Origin of the sequence: Phyllobacterium sp. (assembly GCF_037994425.1) — a bacterium.
Lineage (GTDB): Bacteria > Pseudomonadota > Alphaproteobacteria > Rhizobiales > Rhizobiaceae > Phyllobacterium.
Genome location: NZ_JBBNAM010000112.1, coordinates 1 through 15,163 on the forward strand (window position 1 = coordinate 1; position 15,163 = coordinate 15,163).

The following is a 15,163-nucleotide window of genomic DNA, read 5'->3' on the forward strand; positions in this document are numbered from 1 at the left end:
GACGGGCCCGACCGCCAGTGTCCGGCTTGTGCCGAAGATGGCATAGGCCAGCAGCGGGGCCATGGAAGCGTAGAGCCCGATGACGGGCGGCAGTCCGGCAAGCATCGAATAGGCAAGGCTCTGTGGAATGAGCATGATGGTGACGATGACCGCCGCTACCAGATCGTTTACGAGAATCTGACCGCTATAGTTGCGGCCCCATTCAAGGACCGGAAAATATCTTGCCAGACTGTTCGTCATTGCTTTTGCCGTTTGGTGGTGCAGAGCCGCTTATGCAGCCGAGGATTTGATTTCAGGAGAAACGAGCCATTCGCGGCCCTTGAGCATGCCGTGCCAGTAGATCGGCGGCAGGGCTTCGGCCTTCAGGTACCATGCAAGCGAGGATGGCTTGGTGCCATCGATCAGCCAGGTCGGGAAGGTCGGAAGGAGTCTCCCGCCATATCCGAATTCGGCCAGCACGATCTTGCCGCGTTCAACGGTGAGCGGGCAGGAACCATAACCGTCGTAGACGCAAGGCATCGCCTTGCCGTCCATGACCGCCAGAAGATTCTCTGCCACCACCGGTGCCTGCTTGCGCGCCGCGGCAGCTGTCTTGGCATTCGAGGTCGAGGCGGCATCGCCGAGCGCGAAGACGTTTTCAAAGCGCTTGTGCTGGAGCGTCGCCTCGTCCACCTCGATCCAGCCATTGGACGCGGCAATCGGGCTTTCGCGGATGAAGTCAGGCGCGATCTGTGGCGGGCAGACATGGATCATGTCAAAACCGCGCTTGTCTTCCGTGACTGTTCCATCAGTCGCCGTGCGGGCAAAGGTTGCCGTCTTTGACGCGCCATCGACCGAAACGAGGCGCGAGCCGAAATTCAGATCGGCCCGGTATTTCGTCATGTACTCCATGAGGGCCGGAACATATTCCTTGACACCGAACAGTACGGGACCAGCATTGTGGAACTCAATGTTGATGTCGTTGATCCGCCCTTTGCGGAACCAGTGATCGCCCGACAGATAGAGTGCCTTCTGCGGCGCGCCGGCGCATTTGATTGGCATGGGCGGCTGAGTGAACAGCGCCCGCCCGCCTTTGAGGTTCTGCACGAGGTTCCAGGTGTAGGGGGCGGTGTCAAAACGGTAGTTGGAGGTCACCCCATTGCGCCCCAGGCTATCCTCAAGCCCTTCGATGGCACCCCAGTTGAGCTTTATGCCGGGGGCTGCGACCATCATGCGATAGCGGACCGTACGTCCGTCAGCCAGAGAGACCGTGCTCTTCTCCGGCGCGAAGACCGCAACGGCAACCTTCTCCCAACGAACACCATCGGGCATGATGGCGCGCATCGGGCGGACCGTATCCTCTGGCTTGAATATGCCCCCGCCAACCATCGTCCAGCCGGGTTGATAAGCATGGCGGTCGGACGGGTCGACGATCAGAATGTCGAGACCTGGGCGGCGTTTCAGCAGGCTGGCGGCGGTGGCGATGCCCGCGGAGCCGGCCCCGACGATGAGGACCTCGCAGGTGAGCAGCGGCTTTTTCATCGCACGGGCTTGTACCGACCCCTCCAGTCTGGACCGCAATGCCGAGAGATCATAACCCGCCTGGCTTGCTCTCGACAGGACAGGGGCAACGCCGAGCGTTGCAGCCTGTGACAGGGCCCAGAGCGTCGTCGTGCGCATCCCCGTCCGGCAGAAGCCGAGAATGGGCTGCGGCAACTCCGTCAATGTTTTGCCGAATGCTTCGATATCAGCATCGGAAATGCCGCCTCCAACGACGGGGATATGAGCAAAAGCAAGACCCGCGGCTTCGGCAGCAGTCCGGACGGCTTCCGCCGATGGCTGGCCTGGTTCCTCGCCATCCGGCCTGTTGGACATGATGGACTTGTAACCAAGGGCCGCCAATGCCTCGAGGTTTTCGGTCTCAATTTGCGGAGATGCAGCAATCATGTCGGTCAGTCTGCGAATATCCATGGTTTCCTCCCCGGATTATTTGGATTTGTAGGCAGCATCGGCCGGCCAAGCGTAAAGCGATAGGCGATCATGCCTCCCAGCATCGCCGCCACGAAGAGTACTGCTTCCCAGCGCCCGGTCGTCAGCGCCGCAATCGCTGGGCCCGGACAAAGGCCGACAAGCCCCCAGCCCAGCCCGAAGAGGACCGCGCCGCCTACCAACCGGCCGTCCGGCCTCCTATTGGCAGGCACGTGAAACGTCGTATCTAGGACCGGTGCCCGGCGCTTGTTACGGATCAGGTAGGCGATCGATGACGGGATCAACGCGCCGCCCATCACGAAGGCGAGCGCGGGGTCCCAGTTGCCGGTGATATCGAGGAAGGCAAGGACCCTGGCCGGGTTGATCATGTCCGATACGACCAGACCTGCCCCGAACAGAAGCCCGCAGGCGACGGCTGTAAGAACGCGCGCAAACATCATGCACTTCCACCAAAGACGGTCCGAATGACAAAGACCGTCAGGGCTGCAACCGCCATGAAGGTCACTGTCGCGATCATCGAGCGTGGTGACAAGCGAGCCAGGCCACAGACGCCGTGCCCGCTGGTGCAGCCGGACCCGAGCCGCGTCCCGAAGCCCACAATCAGGCCGCCTGCGACCAGCAGGATCGGCGATGCGGTTATCGTCAGTTCAGGCTGGCGGATCAGGGTGGACGCAAAGGCTGCGCCTGCGAGAATACCACCGATGAAACCCATCCCAAGCCAACCGGTTCCGGAATTGGTTAAACCGGCGGCGGAGGCCGTTAGGCCCGATATGCCGGCGACCCTGCCATTCAGAAGAAGGTACAGGCCTGCGGAGAGGCCGATGAGCAGGCCACCCGAAAGCGGCCAGAGAAAGTTGATCTGGGACATTATGCTCACAAGGTGTTGACAGGAATCTTCAGGTAGTGGACGCCATTTTCTTCAGCCGGCGGCAACTGGCCCGCCCGCATATTGACCTGGACGGACGGCAGAATGAGTTTTGGCATGGCAAGCGTGGCGTCCCGTTCGGTTCGCATCTCATAAAACTCATCTTCCGTGACGCCGTCGTGGGTGTGAACGTTGCCGGTGCGCTGCGCTCCGACAGTCGTTTCCCAAGCATACTCGTCGCGGCCGGGTGCCTTGTAGTCGTGGCAGAGGAACATGCGTCCCTCAGCCGGCAGTTTCGTCAGGCGGCGGATGGAGCGATAGAGCTGCCGGGCATCGCCGCCGGGAAAGTCGCAACGTGCCGTTCCGTAGTCGGGCATGAACATGGTGTCGCCCGGAAATACTGCATCGCCGATGACATAGGCGAGGCATGCCGGCGTATGGCCCGGAACATGCAGCACCGTAGCCTCAAGGCCGCCGATCCTGAAGCGATCGCCGTCGTTGAAAAGCTGATCAAACTGGCTTCCATCGCGCTGAAACTCGGTACCAGCGTTGAAAATCTTGCCAAAGACCTCCTGAACGCGAATAATTTGCCGCCCGATCGCCAGTTGTCCGCCAAGGAGATTTTGCAACAACGGGGCGGCTGACAGATGGTCCGCATGGGCATGCGTTTCCAGCAGCCACTGAACTTCGAGACTTTCGGATTTTATGTAATCAATGAGTTCGTTCGCCGACGTGTTGCTCGTGCGCCCCGAAGCGGCGTCATAATCAAGCACGCTGTCGATGATGGCGCAGGCGTTCGAGCCCGGATCGCGCACTATATGACTGATCGTAAATGTCTGATCATCAAAGAAAGATTTGACGGTCGGACGCCGCTTCGGATCAGCGAGCGCCGTATTGATGATAGCACTGGCGTGATCAAGCGCAACATCTGGATTTCTCTCGGTCATGGCTCTTGTCTCCGTGTAAAGGGTGTCTATAACATACGTATTTACATTAATTATACAAGTATGTATTTTGTGAATTGGAATACGACTTCAGGTTAAGGACCAGAAGCATCCGTCCGACTTGCAACCCACCACGAGCGACCTGACCATGAGCGACATCCCTTCCATAGCCTCACCACGTATGAACGACCCTGCCCCCGGGTTCACCGCGCGTTCGACGGCTGGTCCGATTGCGCTGTCGGGCTTCCGGGGGCGATGGCTTGTGTTCTTCTCGCACCCGGCAGACTTCACGCCCGTCTGCACAAGCGAGTTCATTGCCTTTGGAAAGGCGCAGAAGGATTTCGACAAGCTCGACTGCGCCCTTCTGGGGCTCTCCGTGGATAGCCTCTATTCCCACGTAGCCTGGTTGCGCGATATCCACGAGCGGTTCGGTGTGAAGATTGCCTTTCCGGTTCTGGAAGACCCCTCCATGGTCATCGCCCGCGCCTACGGCATGTTGGACGATGCCGCGCCCAGCAGCGCAACGGTCCGCGCAACCTATGTCATTGATCCCGCCGGCATCATCCGGGCCATTGTGTGGTATCCCATGAACGTTGGTCGGTCAGTCGAAGAACTGCTCAGGCTGGTCGCAGCCCTTCAGGCAGCCGAACGCGACAACGCCTCGACGCCAGAAGGCTGGCGTCCCGGCCAGAATCTTGTCGAACAGACAAGCTTGGCCCTCGATCCCTCGACCGATGATAGCCGGGACGGCGAAAGCTGGTATTTCCGGGAAAAGCGTGCATGAGCGGGAAACCGGATGTCACTCTCGAAACGCTTCTGGAAAAGGCACCGGAGGCCGCCGAATTCATGCGCCAGTTCAGCAACGCCAATCGGCTGATGCTTCTTTGTCATATTTCCGAGAAGGAGCGGTCGGTCAGCGATATTCAGGAGGGACTGGGTATCAAGCAGCCGGCGCTGTCTCAACAGCTGGCGGAACTCAGGCAGTCGGGTCTGGTCAAGACACGGCGCGAGTCCCGGACAATCTATTATTCGATCGCCGACGGAAGGACAAAGACCGTCATAGACATGCTCTACGAGATGTTTTGCGAAATGCCAGCCACTCCAGGACCGGACGCGTCTCCCGCTCTGCGGGCATCAATCGGATCGACAAGCACGTCCAAGCGACCGCCAATCGACCAGCCAGACCTGGGCGGCGCGGCTCATTTTGCCCGGCTCGACCCCATTGAATGAGGCAACGCTGGCTCCGCGACGATGGCCGGAAGTGGACGTCGGGTTACCTCAACCCGAAAGTAGCGGATTCAGATTGAGTCGGATCAAGGCGATGCACGCGATCCTAAGAGACAACAACCAAGGAGATTGAAATGATCAATGTAGGTTCCACCGATCGCACCATTCGTTTCATCGCAGGTCTTGCTCTGCTGTTGCTGCCCTTCCTTCCAGCCGCCGCTGGCCTGTTCGCCGGGATGGGCATGTGGAGGTTAGCGATCGCAGCCGTCGGCGGCGTCCTCGTCCTGACCGCAATTTTCCGGTTTTGCCCGGTCTACACGCTTCTGGGCGTTCGGACCTGCGACATCGGGAAAAAATGAATTCAGGGCGTTGCAAACGCACGAGTCGGCCTCGTCGTGCGATACCGCCGTTACTGTTGGGTGAAGCGGGAACACGGAAATATTCCCGTGTTGACAAGCTACTGACCCGGCAGATGCTGAGCTCGGGCCCAGTCTTAGTCTTAGTCTTAGTCTGGCATGAAGCGCACACGACTTTCGAGTTTCCTCCGGCAGGGACGCTTGTCCGAAAGCTCGCCCGCCGGTCGGCCCGCCGAAATGGAACCATGGCTTGGATGTATCGCGACCATGTCTGCACCATCGTCACGGATGCAAACAGTGGACCATTTGTTGGAGGAATTGCAGGCATCGATCATGGCCCGTCCCTTTCGGCCAAAACGCGGACGAACTACGGTTAACCATCCATCACGCGTCGATGCTCATTTGAATGTTGGCGAGGCCGCAGGCCTTCCTCCAGTCGGTATGTCCAGGTCCCGCGCCTGCCTCATTTCGCAATATCAGGAGTATGCAGGCATCTCCAACGCAATGCGATCGTAAGTGACGTGGGGGATAAGCTTGCCGCCCTCCCCTTTTCCAGCTCAACCAAGCCGTATCGCTGCATCGTTCGTGGTGTTCGGCTTGGATTTGATTTTGCTTGTCCTGACATCGTTTCCAACTCCGCAATCGTTGCCGGCTTTTCTTTAACGATGATCTCAAGGAGAGCCCGATTTCGATCGGACAAAACCTTTGCGAAGCTTTCGATGGACGTGAACCAGATTTTGGGATCGTCCATTTTGGGCTTAAGTTGCCTTCGAGTAATCGACATGGTTCATCGTCTCAAAGCTCGCGATTCCAACATGAAGTGTCTTCTTCATTTGATCACTCCTACCTCCCTCAAAACGCCATTGACTTCGCTCCAGAAGTCTTCAAGCAATGTGGCAGCGCGTTGTACTCGTACGACCTATACGTCCGGAAACGACCACTCACCGCCGAGATCGCGTGAGCATTGTCAAATCCCACCAGCCGTTCCCCAGCTGGTCCATGCAATTGAATAGCGCAACCCGCGCGTTTTAGCCCTCAATTGGTGGAAGGTCGTCTGCGACAGACCGTTCTAAGTCGGAACCGCTTCTATAACGCTTACCGCTGAATCAGTCGGCACGATACGTTTGAGACGGAAGTTGGCCTTAGCAAGAAGGGAGCGGTATTCGGCCTCAGTCCGCTCCTGGCCTCCAGGGAGCACAAGCATTACGATATCAAGCATCTTACCTGGGTGCGGTGCATCGCCGGCCGGCAGCACCATCTCTACAATAAATAGATGGCCGTCCGGCTTCATGGCTTGGCGGACGTGGCCCAAAATCTTGAGGCACTGATCCTCACCCCAGTCATGGATGATGTGCGATAGAATATAGGCATCTCCCCCGATAGGCACGGTCTCGAAGAAATCACCGGCTTCTATTGTTACACGGTCGATCACGCCCTTTGATTGGAGCAACGCAGGCGCGTCCCCCACCACATGCGGTCTGTCGAACAAAATCCCGCGAGGCCGGGCATGACGGGTAAGAATGGCTGCCAGCATGTTGCCGGTTGCGCCGCCTACATCGACAACGGTCTCGAAGGCGGAGAAATCGTAAGCTGCGGCTACGGCCGGAGGCTCTTCACCATGAATGCCGACCATCGTCTCGCTGAACAGGGTGGCATCCTCGGGATGTTGTGCGAGGTACTCGAAGACCGGCATGGCCTGCGCTTTCTGAAAGCCCGTTTCACCAGTCTGAATGGAATGGACGATGTGATCGAAGGATCCGTCAAACCAATGGCTCCCAACTGTAAGCAAGGTTGCCCGCGCCGAGCCGGGCGCGGCGGTGGTTAGCGCCCGACCCAAGTCAGTCAGAGCAAAACGCCGCTCTGGGCGCTCCGTCAGTATGCCCAAGCTTGCGAGTGCGCGCATCAACCTGTGCAGTGAGGGCGCATGCGCCCCGACGGAACCTGCCAGCTCCTCAGCACTTTTCGCTCCGCCGCCTATCTGATCAGCCAGCCCCAATTTGGCCGCAGCGTAGACAACCCTGGATGTCCAGTAGGCCGTACCCAGCTGAATAAGTTGGACGTGAGGCGGAAGACTTTGAAACGAAGCATGCTCAGGTTCAGTCATATAGGGCTTTCTGCATGAGGTGTACGAATTGAGCCTAACGCGCATGCAACAGACACCTTTAAGCATGGTGCCCTCGTAGTGACGTGTCAAATCACGTTGCAACAAATGTTCCTTTGATAAAGGCCGATAGCAGCCATTTGTTGTCGATTTGATTGTTGCCTGAAAGTCAACTGTCGAAGGCCCAGCAGCGGATGCAGGTGCCCAGTTTTGTTCTGGTGGGTGAAAGAAATTCTTTCGTCAGATCAGTTGATTACAAATGGCGCGCCGGACGAGATGAAACTGGGCACCACTATGTCATTGTTGCGCCTGTTGATTTCTGAGATAACTTCTCGGAGCGGAGGGGCGGCTTTGCGCCGCCATAAGCTGTCATTGAGGGAAGCGACTAGAACGACAACGTCGGGTGCCAGAAGTGGAGATTGCCATCGGTCGCGCTGCGGCTCTATATCGAAGCGCCGCAAAGGCGCCCGCATAAATCATGCGACCTTGCTAGTTCAGCAGCCTACCCCGTAGCTAGAAATCGCGCTGATTTTTGCGAGCGATGCGCGTGCCAAACCTTGTCTGCCACAAAGAGAAAGGACCCGATCATGTCGGACAAATCTACAAAAGGGATTGATCGCCGCGATCTGTTAATGGCATCCATTGCCACGGTCGGCGCGTCGGCTGTCCTCGCCATCAACGCCGGTGCTGCAAACGCACAGGACACAGCAGCGCCCTCTGCCGACCAGGCACAGGGTGGGCCATTAGGGACGGTGTATACTGGCGACGTGATCCAGGGGAAGAAGGTTGTCAGCGCCCTTGACGTCAACGACCTCGAGCCCGGCAAGAAGCACCTTCTGTATTTTCAGGGCGTGCAGATGCCGACGGGGCAGCATTGGTACGTGTCAGTGATTGTCGCCAAGGGCGCCAAGCCGGGCAAACGCTTCACTTTGACCAGCGGCGTACATGGCGACGAGATGAGTTCGATTCGTACGGTCCAGACCATAATGGAGCAGCTCGATCCGGCGCAGATGTCGGGCACCGTCATGGCGGTCCTCGATATCGCGCGCCCAGCGTTGGAAAGCATGCAGCGCAGATGGCCCAATTCGGGCAGAGGCATCGATCTCATTGACATGAACCGGGAATGGCCCGGCATCGAAAACGGTACGACCGCGAGCAGCCGCCATGCTGGCATCCTATTCAATAGGCTGTTGAAGCCGAACTCGGATCTGGCGATCGATTTCCACACCGGCACGACGGGGTTGGAGTGCGACGCATTCATCATCGGGGACAGGACCTTGCCGGATGTAAAGGCGATGCTGGAACTCTATCCGGTTCCCTTGATATGGGATAATCCGGCCTACCCAGGTGTCCTCCACAATGCGTTTGTCGACGCCGGCATCCCGAGCTTTTGTCCCGAGATCGGCGCCGCCCGTGTCCTCAACCTTGAATTGATCCAGACGTTCGTCGAAGGCACGATAAATGTGCTGAAGCACTACGGGATCATCGCGGGTCCGATCGGTCGCACAGCGGCGGACGTGGACGCGTTCATCGCCAACAGCGCGTTCCCGGTTCTCGCGACGCAGGGCGGGTTCGTCGAGCATCTGGTAAAACTGAATGCCAAGGTCACTGCCGGACAGAAGCTGGTTGTTCAGCGCAATACTTTTGGCGAAGTGGTAGCGGAATACACCAGTGGTGTGGACGGCATGGTCGGGGCCATTCGAAGCGATGTGACATCCGAACCGGGCAACGTGCTGATGTTCATCTCATTCAACCATGCCCCCTCTGAGGGGGAAGGGGACTACCCTGAGTGAGCGAATCGCGAGCACTCTCGCTCGATCAGTAGCACAAGACAGGCCCTCGTGTTACGTCGATCCGCTCGGATAGCTCCGGATGGTCCTGCCTTCTGGACTGTCGCTCGCGTCTGTCGCAAACGGTTCGGCGCTGGCTTGAGGGACTAATTCGCCATTTCGCTGACCGAGCGACCGCGCCGAAGTTCCGCCTCCAATCTTGCTGCCCTCGCGGAGCGAGAGACTCGAATGTTTTCTTGGGTCAAACTTCCGTATTTGCGAAACGGAATTGCACGATATTTGCGTGATCAGGCATCACAAGCGAAGGCACCCGGCACTATCGCGCCAGCAAGAAGGACTGTGACGCCTGCGAACTCAGACAGCGCTGCTGCCCGAATGCAGTTGCTCGCCAAGTCCCTCGCGATCTCAATGCTCTCTTCGCTCACCTCATGCGCATCCTGCGGATGGCCAGGTTGAGAGTGCGCGGTCCATGTGGTGCACGCGATGAATTCCTGCTCACAAGATACTGGGGTTTTGAGATCGATCCGGGCGATCTTTCGCCAGTGGCAGTCCCATCCAGCCCATTTCGAATCCCAAACCAGCGGATCGAACCCTTCTGACAGGTCAACGATCGGATCAAGTTGTACGGTATATGCGGCAAGCGTTGCCGGTGACGTAATAGAGGCGCCTTGGCGATATTCCTCTAAAGCCGTTTGCGGAGCCCTGGAGAGATACAGTGCCTCCATTCCGGGTCGATTGAAGCGACCACGATCGGTTGCGGCACCCGCCCCGCTCGTTGGAAGATGAGCCCACTTCGGGGTTAGGAAGCTGTGAAAAATCTCGTCCGCCGGGCCCAATCGCGTAATCTTCACCCGCGCGCGCCGTTTCCAAGATCCCGGATATAGGCCAAAACAGCCTCGACATGTCCTTCCGCTACGAGTTCGGCCGCCGTCTTATAATCATAGTCCCTAATGGGTTCGTTTCGATACCAGTAGATCGCCTTGTCAAGCGCCCCGGTCAGTTCAGCAGCAGCCGAGATTACCTTGATCATTTCCCGCATGCGGCCTTGTAGGCGCTCGGAAGAGGGATTGCGCAGGGTGTTGCGATGGACGCCTGTCAGTTCCGCCAGGCCGGTTACCGGCACACCGAGCGCTTTGGACAGGCGGTTGGGAGAAATATAGGGCGTGCGCGGCTCCTGCAGGCTATCGACAAAGCCTGAGACCACGGTTGTATGCGCCATTAGAGCTTGTGCCATGTTTGCACTCCCGGTAAAAACTATGCACAATATATGCACATTTTCGCGCACATCAAGGAGTTCCGGTCCCGACCTTCCGACAACGAGAATCGTCGCAATAGCCCCGATTTCGCCTCCCCTCTCCTGCTAGCCCGGGCAATTATGGTGAAGGTTAGCCAACTCTTTCGCAGAGGACGTTCCACTTGAGATGGGATGGTTGCCGCCCTCCCCTGACGGCATCGCAATGTGCCAATGTTGAGGTGCGTTAACCCACAAAGCGGAAAAGGCGGCAAAATGAAGGATACGATGATTGGCGTGGATCTGGCAAAGAGTGTTTTTGTGCTCCATGGGGCGTCGATAACGGGCCAGGTGAAGTTCCGCAAGAAGCTATCCCGGTCCCAGTTTCTGAAGTTCATGACGGATCAATCACCTGCGGTCGTGGTGATGGAAGCCCGTGGCAGCGTGCACCATTGGGCTCGGGAGCTAATGGCGCTCGGCCATGATGTGAAACTGATTGCGCCACAATAGGTACGGCCGTTCGTGAAGCGGCAGAAAAACGATGCGGCCGACGCGAGGCGATCGTGATCGCGGCGCAGCGGCCGGAGATGCGCTTCGTGGAACCCAAGTCGCAATGGCAGCAAGCCAGGGCGGTGCTGTTCCGGGCTCGTGAGCGTCTCGTCCATCAGCGCACCGAACTTGTGAATGCGCTGCGGGCAGTGCTCTACGAATACGGTCGCACAATCCCACAGGGCATCGTCCACCTCAAGCGCATCGAGGTGCTTCCGACGAGCCCGATAGCGACCTGCCCGGGCTGATCCGCTTCGTCGTCAGTCAGTCCGCCGGCTTCGCGGGCAATTGAAGTCAGCAGCGAACCGAGCTTCAGGCGGCCCTCGGGCTTGGCAGCTTGTTCGAGGATGCTACGAATTTCGGCCTCGGTGCTGCGGCCGTGTATGGCCGTCCGAACACGGATGGCGCGAGGGTTCGATGCAGATGACGCGCGAACAGTTCTCGCTTCTGTTGGCCGGTATCGACCGGACAAGGGTCAAGCAAAGCCCGGTAAAAAGACAACGAAAGTCAGATGATCCCATTGGATTATTGCTTGGAGATTCGGCTATCTATGGTGGGTTTCAGCATGGCGCTGAACCCCGATCATCCTCTGCAGATGTCATGCGATTGGGCCGTATGGTTCTGACGCTCGGTGCCGAGAACGCTGATCTCAATGCCGAGATGGGAACCCGATAATTCCTCGTGAGTGGTTCCTCGTACTGCTTTTTGTGGTGGACGAGGCTGTTGACCGGATCAAGGACGGGACGATTGCCGGATACAAGTATGACCCACGAGCTGCGGCGTTGGTGCGCGTTATCGGAGCTTGAATTGGTCAAGTAAGCATCACCGTCGCTGCTATCGCTGGTGGCAGGGTCTCAGAAGGTACCAAATCTGCTGGGTAAGCCATCGAGGCCGAACTTCCCGATTGTCTGTTAATAATATATATTTTTCGATTTTTCATAAAAACTCGTGATTACACGGCACTAAAAACTTGCGACTGCACAGCATCGTTGACTTGTTAAGACTCAGCATTATATACTTGTAATGAAACAACGCCAAAAACTTGCAAAGGTACGGCCATGGCCAAGCCCCATGAGAAACTCGCGGAATCCCTAGCCATCCTCAAAGACCTGCAGGAGGCCGGGCGACGCATTTTCAAATCGTATGAACTCACCCGCATTCATCGCGAGCGCCTGCTCCAAAACGGCTTCCTGCGCGCAGTGATCAAAGGTTGGCTCATGTCGACCGGCCCCCAAACGCAGGAGCACGACACCACCCCCTGGTACTCCAGCTTCTGGGAATTCTGTTCGCTCTACTGCAATGACCGGTTCGGTAAAGACTGGTTCTTGTCGCCAGAGCAGTCGCTGCTCTTGCATGCCGAGGCGACCGCCATTCGGCCGCAGGTGGTCGTGAGCACGCCCAGGGGAACGAACAACAAGGTCGACCTGCTATTTGGAACCTCTCTGTACGACCTCAAGGTCAAAGTGATGCCGGATGAACTTACAGAAAAGAACGGCGTGCGCGTGTATACCGTTGAAGCGGCGCTCATCCGGGTACCGGAGGGCTTTTTCCAGCGTGCGCCGATCGAAATGCAGGTGGCAATGGCCTCATTGCGCGACGTCTCCACTGTACTGGGACTGCTGCTGGATGGCGGCCATTCCGCCGTAGCTGGGCGGCTAGCAGGAGCCTTCCGGCACGTGGGGCGCGACGCGTTTGCCGACGAGATAGTCGCTGCTTTCGAATCGGCTGGTTACGACGTTCGCGAAACCGATCCTTTCGCCGGTCAGGCGCGCGTGACCGCCATCGCAGCGGGCCTGCCGCCCTTGGTCGCGCGCCTCCGCGCTATCTGGGAATCGCAACGCGCGGCGGTGATCGAGATATTCCCGAAAGCGCCCGGTCTGCCTTCCGACAGAGCGGCCTATATGAAGTTCGTAGAAGATATATACGAAAGCGACGCCTATCATTCGCTGTCGATCGAGGGCTATAGCGTCACGCCCGAGCTCATCGACCGCGTAAGGGAGGGCAGCTGGAACCCGCAGATCGATGAGGAAGACCGCAAGAGCCGCGACGCGCTTGCGGCGCGCGGCTACTACCTAGCATTCCAGAAAGTCAAGGAGTCGGTTGCCGCAATTATCAGTGGTGGCGAGCCAGGGGGCGCACTGACGCGCGATACGCATCGCGAATGGTACCGGGAGCTATTCGCGCCTTCTGTCACAGCCGGCATTCTTCGGGCGAGTGCGCTTGCGGGCTATCGCAATCACCCTGTGTACCTGCGGAGTTCGCAGCACGTTCCGCCGCGGGCGGAAACGGCAGCCGACGGCATGAATGCGCTGTTCGATTTGCTGGAAGGCGAGAACGAATCGTCCGTCCGCGCCGTGCTGGGGCACTGGCTGGTCGGCTACGTACACCCGTATCCGGATGGCAACGGGCGCATAGCGCGGTTTCTGATGAACGCCATGTTGGCGTCGGGCGGATACCCTTGGACCGTGGTCAGGGTAGACGATCGCAAGGCATATTTGGCGGGGCTTGAGGAGGCGAGCGTTAAAATGGACGTGCGACCATTCGCACAGTTTTTGTCAGACCGGGTGACCTGGTCGTCAGCGCGGGCGGGCTAGCCCCGCGCGTGCTGTCTTGAGATTAACGTAGCCTGGGCGCAAGGAGATGGCCGTTGAGATTCACCAATGTGCGGCAGGCATACAGCGCGGCTGCTATGCGGCTCGCCCATATTAAGATTTATAATCCGGCTTCACGACACGAAAGTGCACGGATTGTCCGACGTTGCGAACTGATAGAGAACTCAATCCGGCGTGCGGTTGGCTTCGGCTGATTTTTCAGCTTTGATCGCTGCGAAGAGGGGGCGGGTGTAGATTGACACTCCTGAGAACCGCGTTAGCGCACAGCTAGCGCGCGCCGAAGATGAACTGAAACGACCTCCGTTATTTCCTTGCCGTTGCCCGACATAGCGGCCTGACGGGCGCGGCCTATCTGTCGAGGGCCCCAAGGTGGGTTGAACTTGGCCGTTTGTTCAAAATCGATTTCCCATAAATTCCGATGGTAGCGAGCTTTATGCCGATTCTTGTTGTAGCGCGTATGTCTACAATCCCTCTTCGGCCGTTCGTACAGGGATCGCCTTGAACGGATACGAACTGCAAGACCCTCGAAAGCAAACGCAATCGCATCTACTCGTCATGGAATTCGACAGGCCGCATCTGGGCGCCATGCAAAACACGCAGAATACGAATTCTATCTGCCGTGACGACGTAACCTGCAACAGGCGTAAGCGGGACAACAAGCTCCCTGGTTCCGGAAATTCGGCCGGGTCGAAGGTCTCGCGATCCGCGCTTTCAATGTGATTGAAGATAGTTTCGCGATCGTCGAGCGTATATTGCCCCCAGGTAGGCCTCATCGGTCAGCCGCCCCGACTTTGCGCAAGGCTGGCGCCCGGCGCTCGCGAAACTGCGCATCGTCATCGCCATCATCGACATCGGGTCGTGTGTCCTCGAGCGCTTGTAATACCTTGGCCCGGAACCACGCATCGTGCGCCTCGCTGTGGCTGACAAGTTCCAGCGGCAACACGCCTTCATTCGCTGCCCGGGTTAGATTAGTAGGATTCGGAGAGCATCCGAGACGGTCAAGCCCATATTTTCCAGAACGGCCGCGGCGCGCTCCTTGACGTCAGCATCAATCCGAGTCTGGACAAGAGCATTTGAAGCCATGTTGCAAATCTCCATTTTCCGGAGACGCTATGCGATTTTAAAAGCACAATTATCGGCCGGGGCGTCTCCTGTTCAGTACCAGCCGTCAGTCGTGGCGGCCTTGCGTCTTGCCACGAAGTCGCAAAGCTCTTCGTCGACGGCGACATCGAGCGGTGGCGCTTCAAATTCTTTCAGCGTCTTCTTCCATTGGCGATTTGCGCGAGTCGCAATGTCCGTTGACCCGCCTTCCTCGCTCCACTTCTCGAAGGGTTCGTTGTCCGACAGCGTCGAATCCCAAAAGGCGGTCTGATAGTTTCGCATCGTGTGGGCTGAGCCGAGGAAGTGATTGCCGGGGCCGACCTCCTCGAATGCGTCGAATGCCAGCGTGTTATCATCGACTGCGACGCCGGCGAAATAGGAATGAAGGGCGCCGCAAAGGTCGGTATCCATCACGAACT

The 15,163-nt window shown here is 58.0% G+C and carries 17 protein-coding genes and 6 pseudogenes; 10 read left to right on the forward strand and 13 right to left on the reverse strand.

What is annotated here, in order from left to right; all coding sequences use genetic code 11:
- The 5 genes from AAAB35_RS08035 to AAAB35_RS08055 form a co-directional block, all read right to left on the reverse strand.
- Positions 1-240, reverse strand: a 240-nt coding sequence (locus AAAB35_RS08035) for a SulP family inorganic anion transporter (RefSeq protein ID WP_340667702.1), incomplete at its 3' end; no start/stop codon positions are given.
- 30 nt (positions 241-270) lie between these two features.
- Complete coding sequence (locus AAAB35_RS08040; RefSeq protein WP_340667703.1) at positions 271-1,950, reverse strand: TIGR01244 family sulfur transferase; 1,680 nt, start codon at positions 1,948-1,950, stop codon at positions 271-273.
- Entirely contained in the window at positions 1,932-2,405 is a 474-nt protein-coding gene (locus AAAB35_RS08045) for a YeeE/YedE family protein (RefSeq protein WP_340667718.1), read from the reverse strand. Before AAAB35_RS08045 ends, AAAB35_RS08040 begins: the two co-directional genes overlap by 19 nt.
- Positions 2,405-2,836, reverse strand: coding sequence for a YeeE/YedE thiosulfate transporter family protein (locus AAAB35_RS08050; RefSeq protein ID WP_340667704.1), 432 nt, complete (start codon positions 2,834-2,836; stop codon positions 2,405-2,407). The genes AAAB35_RS08045 and AAAB35_RS08050 overlap by 1 nt, the downstream gene beginning before the upstream one ends.
- Before the next feature lie 5 nt (positions 2,837-2,841).
- Positions 2,842-3,780, reverse strand: a complete 939-nt coding sequence (locus AAAB35_RS08055) for an MBL fold metallo-hydrolase (protein WP_340667705.1) — start codon at positions 3,778-3,780, stop codon at positions 2,842-2,844.
- A gap of 145 nt (positions 3,781-3,925) precedes the next feature.
- Here AAAB35_RS08055 and AAAB35_RS08060 point away from each other — a divergent pair, with 145 nt between their 5' ends.
- The 3 genes from AAAB35_RS08060 to AAAB35_RS08070 all read left to right on the forward strand — a co-directional run bounded on the left by AAAB35_RS08060 (position 3,926) and on the right by AAAB35_RS08070 (position 5,363).
- Complete coding sequence (locus tag AAAB35_RS08060) at positions 3,926-4,561, forward strand: peroxiredoxin (protein WP_340667706.1); 636 nt, start codon at positions 3,926-3,928, stop codon at positions 4,559-4,561.
- Positions 4,558-5,007 (forward strand): metalloregulator ArsR/SmtB family transcription factor, encoded by a 450-nt coding sequence (locus AAAB35_RS08065; RefSeq protein WP_340667708.1) that lies wholly within the window; start codon positions 4,558-4,560, stop codon positions 5,005-5,007. The genes AAAB35_RS08060 and AAAB35_RS08065 overlap by 4 nt, the downstream gene beginning before the upstream one ends.
- A gap of 131 nt (positions 5,008-5,138) precedes the next feature.
- Positions 5,139-5,363 (forward strand): DUF2892 domain-containing protein, encoded by a 225-nt coding sequence (locus tag AAAB35_RS08070; protein ID WP_340667709.1) that lies wholly within the window; start codon positions 5,139-5,141, stop codon positions 5,361-5,363.
- Positions 5,364-5,823: 460 nt separating this feature from the next.
- Here the strand turns inward: AAAB35_RS08070 and AAAB35_RS08075 are convergent, their stop codons facing one another.
- Together AAAB35_RS08075 and AAAB35_RS08080 are read right to left on the reverse strand one after the other, a co-directional pair.
- Positions 5,824-6,111 (reverse strand): hypothetical protein, encoded by a 288-nt coding sequence (locus AAAB35_RS08075; RefSeq protein ID WP_340667710.1) that lies wholly within the window; start codon positions 6,109-6,111, stop codon positions 5,824-5,826.
- A 318-nt stretch (positions 6,112-6,429) separates the two neighbouring features.
- Positions 6,430-7,566, reverse strand: coding sequence for a methyltransferase (locus tag AAAB35_RS08080; RefSeq protein ID WP_340667711.1), 1,137 nt, complete (start codon positions 7,564-7,566; stop codon positions 6,430-6,432).
- Positions 7,567-8,048: 482 nt separating this feature from the next.
- Here AAAB35_RS08080 and AAAB35_RS08085 point away from each other — a divergent pair, with 482 nt between their 5' ends.
- Positions 8,049-9,254 (forward strand): succinylglutamate desuccinylase/aspartoacylase family protein, encoded by a 1,206-nt coding sequence (locus AAAB35_RS08085; RefSeq protein ID WP_340667712.1) that lies wholly within the window; start codon positions 8,049-8,051, stop codon positions 9,252-9,254.
- Between the two features lie 314 nt (positions 9,255-9,568).
- Positions 9,569-9,748 (forward strand): annotated as a pseudogene (locus tag AAAB35_RS08090) (IS5/IS1182 family transposase); the annotation flags it as partial.
- A gap of 75 nt (positions 9,749-9,823) precedes the next feature.
- Here AAAB35_RS08090 and AAAB35_RS08095 read toward each other — a convergent pair.
- Both AAAB35_RS08095 and AAAB35_RS08100 read right to left on the reverse strand, forming a co-directional pair.
- Positions 9,824-10,102: pseudogene (locus tag AAAB35_RS08095) on the reverse strand (RES domain-containing protein); the annotation flags it as partial.
- A complete protein-coding gene (locus AAAB35_RS08100) occupies positions 10,099-10,485 on the reverse strand; it encodes a hypothetical protein (RefSeq protein ID WP_340667713.1) in 387 nt (128 codons plus the stop codon). The pseudogene AAAB35_RS08095 and the gene AAAB35_RS08100, both read right to left, overlap by 4 nt.
- 273 nt (positions 10,486-10,758) lie before the next feature.
- Here AAAB35_RS08100 and AAAB35_RS08105 point away from each other — a divergent pair, with 273 nt between their 5' ends.
- Positions 10,759-10,992, forward strand: a complete 234-nt coding sequence (locus AAAB35_RS08105; protein WP_340667714.1) for a hypothetical protein — start codon at positions 10,759-10,761, stop codon at positions 10,990-10,992.
- An 86-nt stretch (positions 10,993-11,078) separates the two neighbouring features.
- A complete protein-coding gene (locus tag AAAB35_RS08110; RefSeq protein ID WP_340667715.1) occupies positions 11,079-11,279 on the forward strand; it encodes a hypothetical protein in 201 nt (66 codons plus the stop codon).
- On the opposite strand, the gene AAAB35_RS08115 is transcribed toward AAAB35_RS08110, so the two are convergent.
- Positions 11,186-11,434, reverse strand: coding sequence for a hypothetical protein (locus AAAB35_RS08115; protein WP_340667719.1), 249 nt, complete (start codon positions 11,432-11,434; stop codon positions 11,186-11,188). The two genes, AAAB35_RS08110 and AAAB35_RS08115, sit on opposite strands and share 94 nt — an antisense overlap.
- A gap of 2 nt (positions 11,435-11,436) precedes the next feature.
- Here AAAB35_RS08115 and AAAB35_RS08120 point away from each other — a divergent pair.
- The 3 genes and pseudogenes from AAAB35_RS08120 to AAAB35_RS08130 form a co-directional block, all read left to right on the forward strand.
- Positions 11,437-11,541 (forward strand): annotated as a pseudogene (locus tag AAAB35_RS08120) (IS66 family insertion sequence element accessory protein TnpB); the annotation flags it as partial.
- Between the two features lie 146 nt (positions 11,542-11,687).
- Positions 11,688-11,837 (forward strand): annotated as a pseudogene (locus AAAB35_RS08125) (GIY-YIG nuclease family protein); the annotation flags it as partial.
- Positions 11,838-12,089: 252 nt separating this feature from the next.
- On the forward strand, positions 12,090-13,625 hold the full coding sequence (locus tag AAAB35_RS08130; protein WP_340667716.1) for a Fic family protein: 1,536 nt from the start codon (positions 12,090-12,092) through the stop codon (positions 13,623-13,625).
- Between the two features lie 564 nt (positions 13,626-14,189).
- Here the strand turns inward: AAAB35_RS08130 and AAAB35_RS08135 are convergent.
- From AAAB35_RS08135 to AAAB35_RS08145, 3 genes and pseudogenes are all read right to left on the reverse strand, one after another.
- Positions 14,190-14,416: pseudogene (locus AAAB35_RS08135) on the reverse strand (type II toxin-antitoxin system RelE/ParE family toxin).
- A pseudogene (locus AAAB35_RS08140) lies at positions 14,413-14,726 on the reverse strand (type II toxin-antitoxin system RelB/DinJ family antitoxin). The pseudogenes AAAB35_RS08135 and AAAB35_RS08140 overlap by 4 nt, the downstream one beginning before the upstream one ends.
- A 72-nt stretch (positions 14,727-14,798) precedes the next feature.
- A partial coding sequence (locus AAAB35_RS08145) for a trimethylamine methyltransferase family protein (RefSeq protein ID WP_340667717.1) occupies positions 14,799-15,163 on the reverse strand: 365 nt, incomplete at its 5' end.